We start from the raw sequence: 16,451 nt of genomic DNA on the forward strand, positions 1-16,451 counted from the left end.
TCCACCCGGGTGTAGACACCTTCTCCACCTGGGTGTAAGCGGTTTATACATCCGGGTGGAGCAGGCTTCTACACCCGGATGTGGAAAAACATTTCAAAATAGACTCATAAATTTAAGATAGAAACGATTAGAATTCATTGTATATTTTCCTGCTGCAAACTCTATATTATGCAGAAAATATGGCGTACATTTGTATGGCGTTATAGATATGATAGATCAAGCTACAGTAGACAGGATAATAGATGCAGCACAGATTGTGGATGTTGTATCGGAATTTGTAACCCTTCGTAAACGAGGGGTTAACTATGTGGGGCTATGTCCTTTCCATAATGAAAAGACAGCCTCTTTCAGTGTTTCTCCGGCCAAAGGGCTTTGCAAATGCTTTAGCTGTGGCAAAGGAGGAAACTCCATCCATTTCATTATGGAGCATGAGCAGTTATCTTACTACGAAGCGCTCAAATACCTGGCAAAGAAATACAATATTGAAATCAAAGAGCGGGAGCTTACCAACGAAGAAAAACAAGTTCAGAGCATCCGCGAGAGTATGTTCGTCGTCAACCAGTATGCGCGCGATTATTTTCAGGAGATCTTAAAAAATCACATCGACGGCCGAAGCATCGGTATGGCTTACTTCCGGCAAAGAGGATTCAGAGACGACATCATTGATAAGTTTCAGTTGGGATTCAGCATCGACGAACGAGATGCATTTGCTCAGGAAGCTCTAAAGAAAGGATACAAAAAAGAATTTCTAATAAAAACGGGATTGTGCTATGAAACGGAAGATAATAAACTGCGAGATCGTTTCCGCGGACGCGTAATCTTCCCTGTGCACACACTTTCCGGCAAGGTGGTTGCTTTTGGAGGACGTATTCTCAGCACCGAAAATAAGAAGCTGGCCAAATACGTCAACTCCCCGGAATCGGAAATTTACCACAAGAGCAATGAACTTTACGGAATCTATTTTGCCAAACAATCTATTGTAAAGCAAGACCGTTGTTTTTTGGTAGAAGGGTATACGGATGTTATCTCTATGCATCAGTCGGGCGTAGAGAATGTAGTATCTTCTTCGGGCACCTCGCTCACCCCCGGACAAATCCGGCTGATTCATCGATTTACCAATAACATCACCGTTTTGTATGATGGGGATATGGCAGGTATCAAAGCTTCAATTCGTGGTATTGATATGCTGTTGGAAGAAGGGATGAACATCAAAGTTGTTCTCTTGCCGGATGGTGACGACCCCGACTCCTTTGCCCGCAAACATAACGCCACCGATTTCCAGGCATATATTGCTGCGCATGAAGTTGATTTTATTCGCTTCAAAATTAATCTGCTGATGGAGGATGCTCAGAAAGATCCAATCAAGCAAGCTGCATTAATTAGCGACATCGTAAAAAGCATCTCTATTGTACCCGAAAGTATTATGCGAGATGTGTATACGCGAGAATCGGCGCGGCAACTAAAAGTAGAAGAAAAGCTATTAGTGAGAGAAGTTGCCAAAATGCTGGCAAGCCAACATGATAAAGCTAATAGACCTGCTGCCGACGCCAATCCTGCTCCGGAAACGGAACAACCTCCGATGACACCATCGCCGGATGCCTACCAATCTCTCATTCCCCAAGAAGGCACTGAGAATCAGGAGTTTTATAAATTTGAACGTTTGATTCTGCAAATGGTTATCCGATATGGCGAAAGAATTATTTGCAGCATACCCGATGAAGAAGGAAATGAAGTCCCAATATCGGTCATTCAATACATAGCCGATGATTTAAGGGCGGATGAAATTTCATTGCACCACCCGTTGCACATCAAAATATTCAATGAAGCTGTTAATCAGATTCAAAAAGAAGGTTTTATAGCAGAAAGGTACTTTACATCCTATCCGGATCCTGAGATAGCCAAGTTCAGCACCGAGTTAGCCAGCGAAAGATATCAACTAAGCAATATACACTCTAAAACTCAAAAAATATTAAGTGAAGAGGAACGCCTGTTAGAGATTGTACCTATGCTTCTCATTAATTATAAAGGAGCTATTATCCGAACAGAGATAAAATACATCAGCAGTGCTTTACAAGATCCGGCTGTGTATAACGATGTTGAGAAATGCCAGAACACCCTCAAACGCTACAAGGAGTTACATGAGATTTTAAGAGTGATAGAAAAACAGGAAGGAGATCGAGTTATTCTACTCCTTTAGCTATTCCGGATAAGGTTCATAAACTCTTCACGGGTTTTTGCCTGCTTAAATGCTCCTGTAAAGTCAGAAGTAGTTGTGATAGCATTTTGCTTCTCCACACCACGCATTTGCATACACATGTGTTTGGCTTCCACTACCACCATTACCCCTAAAGGATTCAGTGTATTCTGAATACATTCTTTGATTTGCAAGGTCATTCTTTCCTGCACTTGCAGGCGATGCGAAAAGATATCAACTACCCGGGCAATTTTACTGAGTCCGGTTATATATCCGTTAGGGATATAAGCCACATGTGCTTTCCCGTAGAAAGGGAGTATATGATGTTCGCAAAGAGAGAAGAAATCTATATCCTTTACAATCACCATCTGACTGTATTCTTCCTTAAACTTGGCCGAAAGAAGTACTTCGTGAGGATCCATCCGGTATCCTTCGGTAAGGGTTAACATGGCTTTAGCTACACGTTCCGGTGTTTTCAATAACCCTTCCCGTTCTACATCTTCACCAAATAAAGAGATGATATGACGATAATGATCTTTTAGTTCCTCTATCTGAGGATATTCTATTTCTTCTTTTGCTAACATATATTAGTAATATAGAATGATGGTATCTCTAACTATCGAAACGCTTCTAAAAGCGCCGGTTCCTCTCAACTTACGCATAACGGCATCAGCTTCTTCAACACTGCGAAAATCGCCTACGCGACAAAGCCAACGAGGAGGGATAAATGATTTATAAACAGACAGTTCCGGGAAATACTCTTTTACTTTAGCTGCCATTCCCTCTGCCTCTGTTTTTGATGCACGAGAATTACCACCAGCATAAACCTGCACCCGATAACCTTGCACTTTTACTTGCGCATCACTTCCGTCGGCTCCACGTCTTACACCAAGCAGTGCTTCGATGCGAGCGTCTTGATGAACAGTCACTTTGCCTTCTCCCGCAACCGGGGTTTCAAGGCTTTTTACAATATTATCCTGCGCACTTACAGTAGCAGCACATAAAGTAAAAAGTATAAAGCAGTAAAAAATAGGATGTTTCATTCGAATGCAGATTTATGTGATTATAATTATGCTTTAAAGCCGTCGATTACACCTTTGAAATCGGCTACCTTCAAAGCGGCTCCACCAATCAAACCACCATCAACATCAGGATTGCTGAATAATTCTTTTGCGTTTGATGGATTACAACTTCCACCGTATAAGATTGAAGTATTATCAGCCACTTCTTTACCGTATTTCTCTGCAATTACCGAACGGATGTAAGCATGTATTTCTTGTGCTTGCTGAGAAGTAGCAGTTTTTCCGGTACCAATAGCCCAAACCGGCTCATAAGCCAATACTATTTTAGAGAACTCTTCGGCAGAGAAATCAAATAAAGATTCGGCTAATTGTGCATAAACAACTTCATTTTGTTTGTTTGCTTCGCGTTCTGCCAATACTTCACCAATACAGAAAATCGGAGTCAAGTCATTAGCCAAAGCTAATTTAGTTTTTTCTTTAAGGATCTCAGCAGTTTCGCCATAGTAAGCGCGACGTTCTGAGTGACCTAAGATTACATATTTAGCACCGGTAGAAGCTACCATAGTAGCAGATACTTCTCCTGTATAGGCACCCGATACTTTATCGGCACAGTTTTCAGCACCTACACCAATATTAGTTACCTCCAGAATAGTAGCTACAGATGCTAAATGAATGAAAGGAGTACATACTACCACCTCGCAAGCGGGTTTATCAGCAGCTAATACATCTTTCAACTCTTTTACCAACTCAATACCTTCCTGTAAGGTTTTGTTCATTTTCCAGTTTCCTGCAACAATGTTTTTTCTCATTTCTTTTTTATTTTAAAGGGTTAAATGAATCCTGTTTACCTTTCTTTTCTTCTGCAACCGGTTTGTCGTCTTTTACAAAAATCCAGTCCACCACTCCTACTATCAGTATAGGAGCTAAGAGCCATAATAATACCCATCTTATGGTTCGTGAATCATTTACATCTTTGGGGTTTCCAAATTCTATTTTATCTAATGAATCAGTTAAATCATATTCGTCCGGAAGATTTGCATCGCTCCACTTATTAAGAATGGTACCTTCTTTCATCAAAATCAAGCCGGGATTAGAACGAATCATTGTCTTCAAGGTAATATCATCCATTAAGCAGAAAGGATATTCCGCTCCGGTTCTGTCTTTCCACTGTTCTATCTGATAATCGGGCGAAGCAGTCAGGCAATAAAAAGCATACTCATGCTCTACCGCATAATCATATATTTCATTGATCAGATCAATATGGTTGTCGCTGGCCTCTTCCAATCTATGGGCTACTAATAAAAAGGTATAACTTTTCCTTGATAAAACATCGCTGGTTATATCCTCACCTGTTTCCTGGTCAATCATGGAAAAATCCTGAATAGTGGGTTCATATCCTTTTTCTTTCACAATGGTACGGGCATCCACAAAAGTCCAGGTGCTGTCCGGGTAGTTATCTAAGGTGAACTCCTGTACCTTACCATCCTTCTTCAGGGCAAATACAGATTCATAAACAGTGAGCTTGGCTCCTTCCGGTATTCTCATTCCATCGGGAATATTTACACCTATTTTATAAGGACGAAAGTCGAGAATGGGTAAACGGCTATAACAATAAAGAGATAAAACTATGATAAATAGCATGCCATATAAAGAAACCACCCAGTCTGAAGTTGGCTTGATAAAACGTATAATCAACTTTCGCCACTTAAATGCAGAGATTGCCGCAATCAGCAATACCACATTTTTCCAGAACGTTTGCCAGTTAGTCAATATCCATGCATCACCAAAGCAACCACAATCTGCCACCGGATTTGCTATGGCAAGGTAAAGAGTCAGGGGAGTCATAAAAGACATAAAGAGCACAGCTAATGAGGTGGCTGTACCTCTTCTTACTCCAAAGAGCAATAAAATCCCTATTACAAACTCTATAGTAGATAATGAAATAGCCAGGAAAAAGACGAAGAAAGAGGGAAACCACGACAATATTCCGAAAGCTTCCAGGTAATCCTGAATCTTATATACCGATCCTAACGGATCAACCGCCTTCACAAACCCGGATATAGTAAATACTACCGCTATTAAAAAACGGCAAATATTTGCCCAAACTACCTTTATAATAAGTTTATTCTTATCCTTCAAACTCTAACTTTATTAAACCAAATACTGAATAGTTAATCATATCCATATAATTAGCATCTACTCCTTCGGATACTAACGTATTTCCGGATAAGCTTTCTATCTGTTTGGTACGATGAATTTTCATTAATATCAAATCTGTATACGAACTGATTCGCATGCTTCTCCAAGCTTCATCGTAATCATGATTTTTAATCAGCATTAATTCCAACGCTTCATGAGCGTATTTATCATACAATGCCAATGCTTCTTCATTACTGATATCGGCTGTTTCGGAGTAGTTCAGTGCCAATTGGATAAGCCCTACAATTCCGTAGTTAACAATGGCAATAAACTCGCCACGTATATCTTCTCCAACCAAGGAAACGCCCTTGGTTTCAATACTTCTAATACGATTTGCTTTGATAAATATCTGATCCGTAACAGATGCAGGACGTAATATACGCCACGCAGGACCATAATCATGAAGTTTTTTCGAGAATAAATCACGGCATTGTGCCATGACATGTTCAAATTGTTGCTTGGTATCTCTCATATCCTTACAAATAGATTGCAAAGGTAGCAATAATTAAAGAACTATGAAAAAGAGGGCACTCTAAATTATTATTAAAGTGCCCTCTCCATTCAAGAATCAATTTTATTTATGAACAGCGTAATACTTGTCCCAATCTGAGAACTGTTTTACGAGTTATTCTATTCAGTCTGCAAAGAGTATCAATGGAAACGCCTCGTTGTGCAGCGATTTTAGACAATGAGTCTCCGCTTTTCACCTTATGATACCTGATCACTCCGTCTCCATCGGCTACCATCATACCGGATGCGCTTCTTCCTGCTCTCTTATTATACTTAAAGGTATAGGTATCTGCTACAATATCCTGCTTTTCGAAGTTGAACATGAGTGCCGGATTGATAGCTACCCCCAGAAAACGAGTTTCAAAGTGAAGATGCGATCCGTAAGAACGTCCGGTATTACCACCTAAACCGATTGGTTCTCCGGCTTTTACCAATTGATCTTCTGCTACCAGTTGCTTAGACAAGTGCCCGTATACTGTTTCAAGACCATTATCATGACGAATTACAATATACTTTCCGTATCCTTTGCGGCGCCCTTGATCTCTCACCATACGTATTTTACCATTAAAAGCGGCATAAATAGTATCTCCCACATACACTTTCACGTCTATACCATTATGCATTCTTCCTCTACGAGGACCGAATTTCGATGTAATGCGTGTACTGGGTGTAGGCATAGCAAAGCCTGTTAAATCAAAAGTATAACTTTCGGGCACAGTTGCTCCGGCATAGTTATGAACGGATGTTTGATTCCAACTGGGATATAGGTCAAAAGCGGGAAATTCCGATTGTTCGGCTTTTATAAGTTTTTGTAAAGCTAATGAATCTACACTTTTAAGTTTTTTATCTATCGGTGCTTGTCGAGCTATTAAATCCTGCGAGAAAGCATTTACTCCTACAAATGCTGCCACAGCTATTAATCCGACCTTAATACATTTAAAACTCATTGGTTTATATTCTTCGTTATTCTTTAGGTTTATACTCATCGTCTGCATATATAAAGCCGGAAGTAGCATACGTATAATCAAAAATCTCTCCCGGTCCAAAAAATCTTTTTAGTTCTGCCGCTGCGGTTTCCACCGAATCAGAGGCATGAATAATATTTCTTTGCCCACTCATGCTGTAATCTCCGCGAATAGTTCCCGGCAAGGCCTTTCTTCCGTTTGTAGCTCCGGCCAATGTTCTTACTACACTGATTGCTTCTAAGCCTTCATAACAGCAAACAATAACTGGTGTAGCCATCATTGCTTTTTTTAGTTGCGGATAAAAAGGTTTATCTACCAAATGCGCATAATGTTCATCTAAAAGCTTATCTGTCAGTTGTATCATCTTCATACCAGCCAACTGTAATCCTTTACGTTCGAAAATACTGGTAATCTCACCTACGAGACCTCTTTGAAGGGTTCCCGGTTTTAATATTATAAGTGTTCTTTCAAGCATGGCACAACTGATTTTTAAGGGTTTAGTTTGTATTTTTATTCAAAATTCTTTCAAAGATAATATTTACATCCGATAAAAGCCCTTAATTCTTAACTTTTTTTCTATCTATTGGGTGAACAAAATGAAAAAATAACAATTGAGGGTCTTATTTTAACTAATAGCCGCCCAATTTACATGAGTTTTGCGAAGAGATTTCAACTGACGCCATAAGATCTCATTCTCAGGTAATTGACCGGTAGGATCTCGGTCAACAACAGCTTGTGCTATCTCGCGTACATACTGCAATAACTGACTGTCTCTTGCCAAATCTGCTATCTTTAAATCGAAAGCAATACCACTTTGTTGAGTTCCTTCCAAATCTCCGGGGCCACGTAATTTCAAATCGGCTTCGGCAATTTCAAAGCCGTCATTGGTGCGAACCATTATTTCTAATCGCTTTCGGGTATCTTCGGCCAATTTATAGCTTGTTACCAGTACACAATAAGACTGTTCTGCTCCACGCCCCACTCGTCCGCGAAGCTGATGCAATTGAGACAACCCAAAACGTTCGGCATTCTCAATGATCATTACCGAGGCATTGGGCACGTTCACCCCTACCTCTATTACGGTAGTGGCTACCATGATTTGAGCTTCTCCGGCCACAAACAGTTGCATCTGAGCATCTTTCTCTGCTGCTTTCATTTTGCCATGTACTTTGCAAACCTTGTAACCGGGAAATTCCGCACAGATATGTTCGTACCCTTCTTCCAGGTTCTTAATATCAATTTTTTCACTCTCCTTAATCAGTGGATAGACAATATACACCTGATGTCCTTTTTCTACTTCTTTACTCACAAATTTATAAAGACTTTCCCGCCTGTTATCAAATTGGTGAATCGTACTTATCGGTTTTCTTCCGGGGGGCAGTTCATCTATCACCGAAACATCCAGATCGCCATATAAAGTCATGGCTAATGTCCTGGGGATTGGGGTTGCCGTCATCACCAGTATATGAGGCGGTTGTACATTTTTGCTCCATAAACGGGCACGTTGCGCAACTCCAAACCGGTGTTGCTCGTCAATCACAACCAGACCCAATGAAGAGAAGTTGACAGTATCTTCCAGCACCGCATGGGTACCTATCAATATCTTTATATCTTTAGTTAGCAAACCATCATGAATGGCTTCCCTTTTCTTTCCTTTTATGGAGCCGGTCAATAACTCTACCCGAATATCCATTCCAAACAATAGTTCCTTAATTGTTTCGAAGTGCTGATTGGCAAGTATTTCCGTTGGAGCCATCATACACGCCTGAAAACCATTATCAAGTGCTATGAGCATGCTCATTAATGCAACCAGTGTTTTACCACTACCTACATCTCCCTGAAGCAGTCGATTCATTTGTTTGCCCGAGCCTACATCTCTCCGAATTTCTTTTAACACTCTCTTTTGTGCACCCGTAAGCTGAAAAGGCAGATTCCTTTCATAGAAAGTATTAAATACATCTCCTACCGTTTCAAATACATACCCCCGATATTTCTGTTGCCGATCCTTGGCATAACGCAGAATGTTAAGTTGCACATAAAACAGTTCCTCAAATTTAAGTCTGTATTGAGCTTTTCTAAGTAATTCGGGGTTTACGGGAAAGTGAATATTCTTCAAAGCCTCTGTTAAAGGCATGAGATGATGCTCCGCTATAATATGAGGAGGTAAGGTTTCCGGCAAAGGCTGCTGAAGCAATTGAACTACCGAAGCCATCATCTTTTCGAGAGCGTGTGAGTTCAAAAAGCTTCGCTTCATCTTCTCGGTAGTATTATAATAAGGTTGCATCCCCATGGTCGATAACGACAAGGAAGAAGGATCGTCTATATCCGGATGTGCCACATTAATACGTCCATTAAAGACTGTGGGTTTACCAAATATAATGTACTCCTGATGCAGTTTATACTTACCTGTTATGTATTTTATTCCCTGAAACCATACCAAGTCTACGACTCCCGTCCTATCAGAAAAGTGGGCTATTAGCCTTCTTGCTCTTCCTTCGCCAATGGTTTCGAATCCTAAAATGGTTCCTTTAAGTTGGATGTATGGCATATTGCCATCTATCTCGTGAATATAATAGATGCGACTTCGGTCTACATACTTATAAGGAAAATAATAGAGTAAGTCATGAAGGGAGAAAATTTCCAGTTCTTTATTTAATACTGTAGCTTTCTGAGGACCTACGCCTGATAGGTATTTTATGTCACGGGTAGTCAGATCGAACATCATAGAATGGCACTGGCTATTTTCAAATCAAAAGGAGTGGTTATTTTAATGTTTTCCCGATTTCCTTCGGTCAGGTAAACGGTTTCACCCATAGCTTCTACAACTGAGGCATCGTCTGTAAAGAAGGGGGTGTACGTTTGTGTATAAGCTTGTTTCAACAATCCGCAGTCAAATACCTGAGGGGTTTGAACTAATTTATATTCGTTGCGATCTACTGTTTCACTCCCGGCAGGAGCAACTTTCCGCATAGTTTCCACCACATCCACCACAGGAATAACGGCTTTATGCTCTGTTGCTTTTTGATAACAGGTTGCAATTACTTCCTGAGATACCAGCGGACGAACGCCGTCATGTACCCCGACAATTCCGTCATCTTCTACAAAAGTCAACCCGTTCTTCACGGAATGAAATCGGGTTTCTCCCCCGTTCACGATTCGATGAGGAATCGTAAATGCTTGTTCCGCACACAATTGTTTCCAGTAAGACTGTTGATCGGGAGGCAGTACTAAAATAATATCTATCCGAGAATCATATCGATAGAAAGCCTCCAAGGTATGCATCAATACAGCCCTGCCATCGCCGACGGGAAGAAACTGCTTGGGAAGTTCACTCCCCATGCGCATTCCCTTCCCACCGGCAACAATCAAAGCATATTTTTTCATGAAGTTATCGTTTTATACACATGGCTTCTTCCAGTTCCGCCACCTTTTCTTTACCTACAAGGGCTTCCACAATAGCAAGTGCAAAGTCCATCGCACCGCCGGGGCCAATTGCTGTAATGATATTACCATCTACTACTACTTGTTCTCCGGTACATTCAGCACCTTCCAGATATTGTTCAAAACCCGGATAACAGGTTGCTTTCTTACCTTTCAAAAGACCAAGTTTACCCAATACCATTGGAGCAGCACAAATAGCTGTCATCGGCTTGCCTGTCTTTATGAAGTTGAGAATCAGGTTTCTTAATCCTTCATGGTTACTCAATGTAGCAGCACCGGGCATACCGCCGGGCAATACCAAAGCATCCGCATCACTGTAGTCATGATCTTCAAAGAAGGAATCGCAAACAATCGGAACATCATGTGCACCTGTTACGGTTTCTTTTTCGGTAACAGTCACCATTTCTACATTCAGATTGGCACGTTTCAACACATCAACGGTGGTGAGAGCTTCTATTTCTTCAAAGCCATCCGCAAAAAACATATAAACTGTAGTCATATTATAATTTAGAATTAAGAATTATGAATTAAGAATTTATACATACACTACTATAAGAATCATTTCAGATTGAAGTAATAAGTAATAGTACCTGTTTGGTTATTCAATCCTTCTACAGTATTAAATCTCGCTTTCTTCGCAGCATCTTCAGCAGCTTTGCGAAGGGTTGCGTTTACGGTATTTGTTTGGGGGTTGATGTTTGTAGTTACCACGTATCCGCTTGGGTTTACTGTAATGGTTACTACTACTTTTCCCTCTTCTTGCACACTGTAGGTAGGCTTAGGTAGTCCTCCTTCACCTAATGAACGTCCTCCTAAATCAAATGTACCATATCCTCCGGTTCCGGCAGTTGCACCTGTAGGAGCGTTTCCGGTAGGACTTCCAACCGTTCCTTTACCCTCAGTTTCTCCTTTATCGCTCATTTGCGCGCCTTTTTGCAAAGCTCCTGCCACTCTTTTTGCAGCAGCCTCGGCAGCGGCTTTACGCTCCCGTTCGGCCTTTTCTTCGGCAAGTTTACGCGCTTCTTTCGCTTTCTCGGCTTCTGTTTTCTCGGGTTTCTTTGTCTTTTCTTTTTTAGGCTCGGTCTTGGGTTTAATGGTTACTGTTTTCTCATCGGTCTGGGTAATCAGGTCTTGTTCAACAGCGGGTTGAGGTTTAGGCGGAGCTACTGCCTCTTGGGGAGCTTGTACTTCTACATCTACCAACGAAGAGGGGTCGAAACCTCCGTAGGCATCAGTTGTATTACCCATCATAACAGGTATTCCACTTTCTTCTTCCTTTTCGGGTATTCTAAAACTTATCAGGAACAAGAGGGCAATAATAACTACGTGCACCAAAAGCGCACCCAACAATCCTGTATATTTACCCTTCTTTTTCTCGTTCATCATTTACGACTTTCGGGCGGACGGGTAGCCAGCACCATTTTAAACTGATTTTCGTTTGCTATGTTCAACACATTCACAATCTCTTTATATGGAACCGTTTCGTCTGCATACAAAGCTATATACATTTCCGGTTCTCTGGTAGCACAACTTTGCAGGAAGCCTGCCAGTTCCGATAGTTGAATTACCTGTTCCTTCTCATTACCGAAGGCGGCATAGTAGGTCAGTTCTTTATCTATAACCACCCGTGTCAGTGGTTTGGCAGAGGTTTGCTGCTTTCCCTGTGGCAATAATATTTTAATTGCATTGGGAGATACCACAGTTGATGTAATCATAAAGAAAATCAGTAACAGAAAGATTACATCAGTCATAGATGCCATGCTGAAGTTGGGTGATATTTTATTTCTTCGTTTTAAAGCCATATTTATTTGAATTTTGAATGATGAATGATGAATTTTAAATGAGGCTTCACCTTAATTAAAAATTAAAAATTCACAATTAAAAATTATTTCACCGGTTCATTCAACAAATCCATGAAAGCCATTGTCTTTGCTTCCATCTTATTTACTACCCCATCAACCAAAGTAACCAGATAGTTATAAGCAAACATGGCAATGATGCCTACAATCAAACCTCCCACGGTGGTGATCATGGCTTCGTAGATACCTCCTGAGAGTAAAGTGATGTCGATATTGTTACCTGCATTGGCCATTTCATAGAAGGCACGCACCATACCGGTTACTGTACCTAAGAATCCAATCATCGGAGCACCTCCTGCAATGGTTGCCATGATGGTTAACCCTTTTTCGAGTTTGGCCACTTCAAAGTTTCCTACATTTTCGATGGCAGCCTGTACATCATTGATCGGACGACCTAAGCGGCTGATTCCTTTTTCAATCATACGGGCAGAAGGTGTATTCATAGTTCGGCAGTAATTAAGTGCCGATTTTATTTCGCCTCCCATAATGTAGTCTTTGATCTTCTCCATAAACATAGGATCTTCTTTTCCTGCTTTCCGAATTACATAGATACGTTCAAACAGGATATAAAAGCACAATAGAGAGAGAGCAGCGAGTATCACCATGATCCACCCGCCCTTGAGGGCCATATCAAACAGATTCATACTTTCTTCTGTAACAGGAGTCAGTACGGGGTTGGCTGTAGCCAATGAGTCAGCCAGTGTTTCGGCTCCCTGAGCCATTTGCATCAAATTCATTTACGAAGACAATTTTTATATTCTTGAATTGTTTTTTCTAATCCCAGATACAGTGCATCGCTAATCAGTGCATGACCAATGGATACCTCGTCCAGCCACGAAATCTGCTCAAACAGATAGCGCAGGTTTTCCAAACTTAAATCGTGCCCGGCATTTAATCCCATGCCCAATTTTCGGACGGCTTTGGCAGCCTCCACAAACGGCGCAATGGCTGCTTCGGGATTTTTCGGATAAAGAGTAGCATAAGGCTCGGTATAAAGTTCTACTCTATCGGCACCTGCTTTCGCGGCATATTCTACCATCTCAACATTGGCATCTACAAAAACAGAAGTACGAATACCTGCATTTTTAAATTCATCGAGTATTTCAGTTAAGAATGTCAGATTCGTTTTAGTATCCCATCCTGCATTGGAAGTAATTTGTGTAGGAGAATCGGGTACAAGAGTCACCTGATTGGGCTTCGCCTTCAATACTAAATCAATAAAATCCTTATCGGGGTATCCTTCAATATTAAACTCAGTTTTGAGTAACGGACGCAGTTCATAAACATCTGCACGTTTAATATGCCTTTCGTCGGGGCGAGGATGTACGGTAATGCCTTCTGCTCCAAATTGTTCGCAATCTAAAGCTACTTTCACTACATTGGGAGTATTTGCTCCACGGGCATTACGAAGTGTAGCCACTTTATTTATATTTACACTCAATTTAGTCATTTCTATCTATAATAAACAATAATAGATTATTCCATAAAATTCAAAACGGTTTCTCAGTGATGCAAATGTACTTCTTTCTGTCATATTATCCTAAATAATTTCTATAATCATGGTTAACTCTTTATTCCCCAAATTGCTCATCTCAGAAAAAAAGCCCACATTTGTATCTATTAAATATGTACAAATGTATTTTGATAATTTTCGATGATGAAGTTTGCTATATTTGGAAATACCTATCAAGCTAAAAAGTCTGCCCACATTGAAACCTTATTCAGGTTACTCAAAGAGCTGGATAGCGAAGTTTATATCTGCAAAGACTTTTACCGATTCCTCACTACCGAGTCTAAGCTTACCATTAATGCTAATGGCCTTTTTGAAGGAGATGACTTCGATGCCGATATGGTTATCAGCATAGGAGGCGACGGAACGTTTCTGAAAGCAGCCAATCGGGTGGGTAAAAAGAACATTCCTATCCTGGGCATAAATACAGGTCGTTTAGGCTTCCTGGCCGACATAGCTCCTGAGGAGATTGAAACCACCATCATAGATATTCATCGTAATCACTATAAAATAGAAGAACGCAGCGTCTTAGAACTGGAGTGTGATGATAAACGGCTCCAAATGCGACCGTATGCACTCAATGAAATAGCCATTCTAAAGCGAGACAGCTCTTCTATGATTACCATTCATACCGCAATCAACGATCATTACCTGACTACCTATCAGGCCGATGGTTTAATTATTTCCACTCCCACCGGTTCTACGGCATACTCATTAAGTGTAGGCGGCCCTATTATTGTGCCGCAATCTAACACCATTGCCATTACGCCTGTTGCTCCGCATAGTTTAAATATGCGTCCTATAGTAATAAGAGATGATTGGGAAATTACCTTGGAGGTAGAAAGCCGCAGCCACCACTTCCTGGTTGCCATCGACGGACGTAGCGAAACCTGCAAAGAAAGTAACCGCCTGGCCATTCGCAAAGCCGATTATACCATCAAGGTAGTAAAACGCTATGAGCAGGATTTCTTTAGCACACTACGCAATAAGATGATGTGGGGGGCGGATGGAAGGAGATGAAAGGTTAAACTAAAGCATTCGGCTCATTTCTCTACCTTATTTGGCTCATTCCGGCTCAATTATGAGCCGAATTTCTTATTTTTGTGAGCCGAATAAATAAGAATATGGAAAATAGAAAACTATATTGTACAGTTGAGAAAAGAATCGACTTTTCTTCTCTTTAATAAGTAGATGAGAGTTAACCATGCGGCACATACCTCATAGTTAACTCTCAACTAAAAAAGCTCTCAGCTTTTTTTAATTCTTCCCTTTCCCCAACGGAATGCTCAATCCCAGATAAGCATTTACAGATTTCGAATCCGATGAGTCACCAAAGAACATATAGTCTGTACCGATGAATAACGGACCTACTTTTACTGCTAAACCAAAGGTTTTCATTTCGCTTTGTATTACTGAATAGCTTAAGGTAGTTGCTAACCAGCTTTTGGGGCGATAGTTGGCAGAGAAAGTTAATTCTGAAATGGTTTTAGGTTTCGAGAAACGGGTGGTAGATAAAACACCGGCGCTTAACTTATTGTTTAAGAATGCATATTCAGCACCCAATACCATAGTAGATGCTAATGTGGTTTTATATGATTTTGATTCGTCATCTATCTCATATTTGGGTAGGCTGAAATCGATCATATCACCATTAAACAAACTTTTAAACGTATCTCCATAATCATAATAGATTTCGTTATCGGCTGTTGCGGTAGTCACGGAGTTTTTCGACCATGAAATAAAACCTAAATCAAGAACAGAAGCCGATAAAGTAAGGTTTTCAATAGGTTTGAATGTAGCTCCCAAATCAAATGCCATACCATACCCTGCAAGACCAAATTTATCGAAGTCGACATCATCTACCACATCACTTCCAATTTCCGAGTCATATTCTTCTTCTACAGAAAGTCCTTTCATGGCAACTTTCAGTCTACCGTGCGTATTGATTTCAGAAGATTTCCCATTTTCTTTAATGTGCAGTTTATCAATGCTCATATCAATATTGGCAAGCCCCAACAGTACTTTAGCTTTACCTCCTACTACAAGTTTATCACCAATAGAGCGAGAGTAGCCTACCCCAATTTCGGTATATACATTGGCATTGAGTGTTTGATTTTCCATCAAATAGTCTGCTCCCATAAAGCCATTCATCCAATCTTCATTATCAAATTCGCGCGCATACTCGAACATGGTTTTCGGAATCGAAGCATTGATATCCGAACGAAGCCCTAAGTTAACCGTCCAAAACCCTTTTCCTTTATAGAATCCTAATGAAAAGATATCTGTATTTACATTTACATTTAGTCTATTTGAATTTTTCAACCGATTATACAGTTTATCGTTCTTGTAGAAATCTTCGTCAGAATCAAAAAGATCAACCACATCTTTTACGCCCAGTGCATTGGAAGAAGCAGACACATTCAATGCTCCTACCACCGGAATATCCACAAATCCGTGAGTGGGACGCATAGCTGGGTTCAACCACATACGGCTGGAAACTCCATCCATAAAATAAGACGTACGAAGATATTGAGCAAAGCCCGACATTGGGATCATCGACAAAATCCCTAAAACCCCCATAAGTTTAATGAAACGGGGTACATTTCTTTTTCTCATAAAGTAGTAATTTGATGTTTGTAGTTTTTTAGTCTTGCAAATGTACATGATAATTTTCATATTTCACACAAGCGTATAAAAATGTGTCTTTTCCTGCCTATTATTTTTTCAGATAGATTATCAAGTCCACTGTTT

17 protein-coding genes are annotated in these 16,451 nt (G+C 40.5%); 2 read left to right on the plus strand and 15 right to left on the minus strand.

Annotation, left to right across the window (positions count from 1 at the left end):
- The first annotated feature begins 208 nt into the window (after positions 1 to 208).
- Complete coding sequence (gene dnaG / locus D0T60_RS13865; RefSeq protein ID WP_163218703.1) at positions 209 to 2,197, plus strand: DNA primase; 1,989 nt, start codon at positions 209 to 211, stop codon at positions 2,195 to 2,197.
- Here the strand turns inward: dnaG and folE are convergent.
- The 14 genes from folE to D0T60_RS13935 form a co-directional block, all read right to left on the minus strand.
- A complete protein-coding gene (folE, locus tag D0T60_RS13870) occupies positions 2,194 to 2,778 on the minus strand; it encodes a GTP cyclohydrolase I FolE (RefSeq protein ID WP_163218704.1) in 585 nt (194 codons plus the stop codon). The two genes, dnaG and folE, sit on opposite strands and share 4 nt — an antisense overlap.
- A gap of 3 nt (positions 2,779 to 2,781) precedes the next feature.
- Positions 2,782 to 3,237 (minus strand): SPOR domain-containing protein, encoded by a 456-nt coding sequence (locus D0T60_RS13875; protein ID WP_163218705.1) that lies wholly within the window; start codon positions 3,235 to 3,237, stop codon positions 2,782 to 2,784.
- 26 nt (positions 3,238 to 3,263) lie between these two features.
- On the minus strand, positions 3,264 to 4,025 hold the full coding sequence (tpiA, locus tag D0T60_RS13880; RefSeq protein ID WP_163218706.1) for a triose-phosphate isomerase: 762 nt from the start codon (positions 4,023 to 4,025) through the stop codon (positions 3,264 to 3,266).
- Between the two features lie 7 nt (positions 4,026 to 4,032).
- On the minus strand, positions 4,033 to 5,355 hold the full coding sequence (locus D0T60_RS13885) for a BT_3928 family protein (RefSeq protein ID WP_163218707.1): 1,323 nt from the start codon (positions 5,353 to 5,355) through the stop codon (positions 4,033 to 4,035).
- Positions 5,345 to 5,887: a DUF1599 domain-containing protein gene (locus tag D0T60_RS13890; protein ID WP_163218708.1), complete on the minus strand. Its 543-nt coding sequence runs from the start codon at positions 5,885 to 5,887 to the stop codon at positions 5,345 to 5,347. The genes D0T60_RS13885 and D0T60_RS13890 overlap by 11 nt, the downstream gene beginning before the upstream one ends.
- Before the next feature lie 106 nt (positions 5,888 to 5,993).
- Complete coding sequence (locus D0T60_RS13895) at positions 5,994 to 6,872, minus strand: peptidoglycan DD-metalloendopeptidase family protein (protein WP_163218719.1); 879 nt, start codon at positions 6,870 to 6,872, stop codon at positions 5,994 to 5,996.
- Between the two features lie 16 nt (positions 6,873 to 6,888).
- Positions 6,889 to 7,365, minus strand: a complete 477-nt coding sequence (gene ndk, locus D0T60_RS13900) for a nucleoside-diphosphate kinase (protein ID WP_163218709.1) — start codon at positions 7,363 to 7,365, stop codon at positions 6,889 to 6,891.
- Positions 7,366 to 7,515: 150 nt separating this feature from the next.
- Positions 7,516 to 9,612, minus strand: a complete 2,097-nt coding sequence (gene recG / locus D0T60_RS13905; protein ID WP_163218720.1) for an ATP-dependent DNA helicase RecG — start codon at positions 9,610 to 9,612, stop codon at positions 7,516 to 7,518.
- Positions 9,612 to 10,274 carry a 2-C-methyl-D-erythritol 4-phosphate cytidylyltransferase gene (locus D0T60_RS13910; protein WP_163218710.1) on the minus strand — a complete coding sequence of 221 codons (663 nt, stop codon included), beginning with the start codon at positions 10,272 to 10,274 and terminating at the stop codon, positions 9,612 to 9,614. Before D0T60_RS13910 ends, recG begins: the two co-directional genes overlap by 1 nt.
- Before the next feature lie 4 nt (positions 10,275 to 10,278).
- Positions 10,279 to 10,830, minus strand: a complete 552-nt coding sequence (locus D0T60_RS13915) for a DJ-1 family glyoxalase III (RefSeq protein ID WP_163218711.1) — start codon at positions 10,828 to 10,830, stop codon at positions 10,279 to 10,281.
- A gap of 59 nt (positions 10,831 to 10,889) precedes the next feature.
- Entirely contained in the window at positions 10,890 to 11,714 is an 825-nt protein-coding gene (locus D0T60_RS13920; RefSeq protein ID WP_163218721.1) for a TonB family protein, read from the minus strand.
- Positions 11,714 to 12,133, minus strand: coding sequence for a biopolymer transporter ExbD (locus D0T60_RS13925; RefSeq protein WP_163218712.1), 420 nt, complete (start codon positions 12,131 to 12,133; stop codon positions 11,714 to 11,716). Before D0T60_RS13925 ends, D0T60_RS13920 begins: the two co-directional genes overlap by 1 nt.
- 83 nt (positions 12,134 to 12,216) lie before the next feature.
- On the minus strand, positions 12,217 to 12,927 hold the full coding sequence (locus tag D0T60_RS13930; RefSeq protein WP_163218713.1) for a MotA/TolQ/ExbB proton channel family protein: 711 nt from the start codon (positions 12,925 to 12,927) through the stop codon (positions 12,217 to 12,219).
- Entirely contained in the window at positions 12,924 to 13,640 is a 717-nt protein-coding gene (locus tag D0T60_RS13935; RefSeq protein WP_163218714.1) for a pyridoxine 5'-phosphate synthase, read from the minus strand. Before D0T60_RS13935 ends, D0T60_RS13930 begins: the two co-directional genes overlap by 4 nt.
- A gap of 207 nt (positions 13,641 to 13,847) precedes the next feature.
- Between D0T60_RS13935 and D0T60_RS13940 the strand changes: the two genes are divergently transcribed.
- Entirely contained in the window at positions 13,848 to 14,720 is an 873-nt protein-coding gene (locus tag D0T60_RS13940; RefSeq protein ID WP_163218722.1) for an NAD kinase, read from the plus strand.
- Positions 14,721 to 14,957: 237 nt separating this feature from the next.
- Here D0T60_RS13940 and D0T60_RS13945 read toward each other — a convergent pair whose 3' ends face one another.
- The gene (locus tag D0T60_RS13945) at positions 14,958 to 16,316 is read right to left on the minus strand and encodes a DUF5723 family protein (RefSeq protein WP_163218715.1); all 1,359 of its coding nucleotides are present in this window, start codon (positions 16,314 to 16,316) and stop codon (positions 14,958 to 14,960) included.
- Positions 16,317 to 16,451: the final 135 nt, after the last annotated feature.

The sequence above is a fragment of the Bacteroides sp. 224 genome (assembly GCF_010500995.1).
In the GTDB taxonomy this organism is placed as follows: Bacteria; Bacteroidota; Bacteroidia; order Bacteroidales; family Bacteroidaceae; genus Bacteroides.

Bases quoted from the DNA above. Each gene is read 5' to 3' on its own strand.
- dnaG (WP_163218703.1), top strand. From the start codon at position 209: ATGATAGATCAAGCTACAGTAGACAGGATAATAGATGCAGCACAGATT.
- folE (WP_163218704.1), bottom strand. From the start codon at position 2,778: ATGTTAGCAAAAGAAGAAATAGAATATCCTCAGATAGAGGAACTAAAA.
- D0T60_RS13875 (WP_163218705.1), bottom strand. From the start codon at position 3,237: ATGAAACATCCTATTTTTTACTGCTTTATACTTTTTACTTTATGTGCT.
- tpiA (WP_163218706.1), bottom strand. From the start codon at position 4,025: ATGAGAAAAAACATTGTTGCAGGAAACTGGAAAATGAACAAAACCTTA.
- D0T60_RS13890 (WP_163218708.1), bottom strand. From the start codon at position 5,887: ATGAGAGATACCAAGCAACAATTTGAACATGTCATGGCACAATGCCGT.
- D0T60_RS13895 (WP_163218719.1), bottom strand. From the start codon at position 6,872: ATGAGTTTTAAATGTATTAAGGTCGGATTAATAGCTGTGGCAGCATTT.
- ndk (WP_163218709.1), bottom strand. From the start codon at position 7,365: ATGCTTGAAAGAACACTTATAATATTAAAACCGGGAACCCTTCAAAGA.
- recG (WP_163218720.1), bottom strand. From the start codon at position 9,612: ATGTTCGATCTGACTACCCGTGACATAAAATACCTATCAGGCGTAGGT.
- D0T60_RS13910 (WP_163218710.1), bottom strand. From the start codon at position 10,274: ATGAAAAAATATGCTTTGATTGTTGCCGGTGGGAAGGGAATGCGCATG.
- D0T60_RS13915 (WP_163218711.1), bottom strand. From the start codon at position 10,830: ATGACTACAGTTTATATGTTTTTTGCGGATGGCTTTGAAGAAATAGAA.
- D0T60_RS13920 (WP_163218721.1), bottom strand. From the start codon at position 11,714: ATGAACGAGAAAAAGAAGGGTAAATATACAGGATTGTTGGGTGCGCTT.
- D0T60_RS13925 (WP_163218712.1), bottom strand. From the start codon at position 12,133: ATGGCTTTAAAACGAAGAAATAAAATATCACCCAACTTCAGCATGGCA.
- D0T60_RS13930 (WP_163218713.1), bottom strand. From the start codon at position 12,927: ATGAATTTGATGCAAATGGCTCAGGGAGCCGAAACACTGGCTGACTCA.
- D0T60_RS13935 (WP_163218714.1), bottom strand. From the start codon at position 13,640: ATGACTAAATTGAGTGTAAATATAAATAAAGTGGCTACACTTCGTAAT.
- D0T60_RS13940 (WP_163218722.1), top strand. From the start codon at position 13,848: ATGAAGTTTGCTATATTTGGAAATACCTATCAAGCTAAAAAGTCTGCC.
- D0T60_RS13945 (WP_163218715.1), bottom strand. From the start codon at position 16,316: ATGAGAAAAAGAAATGTACCCCGTTTCATTAAACTTATGGGGGTTTTA.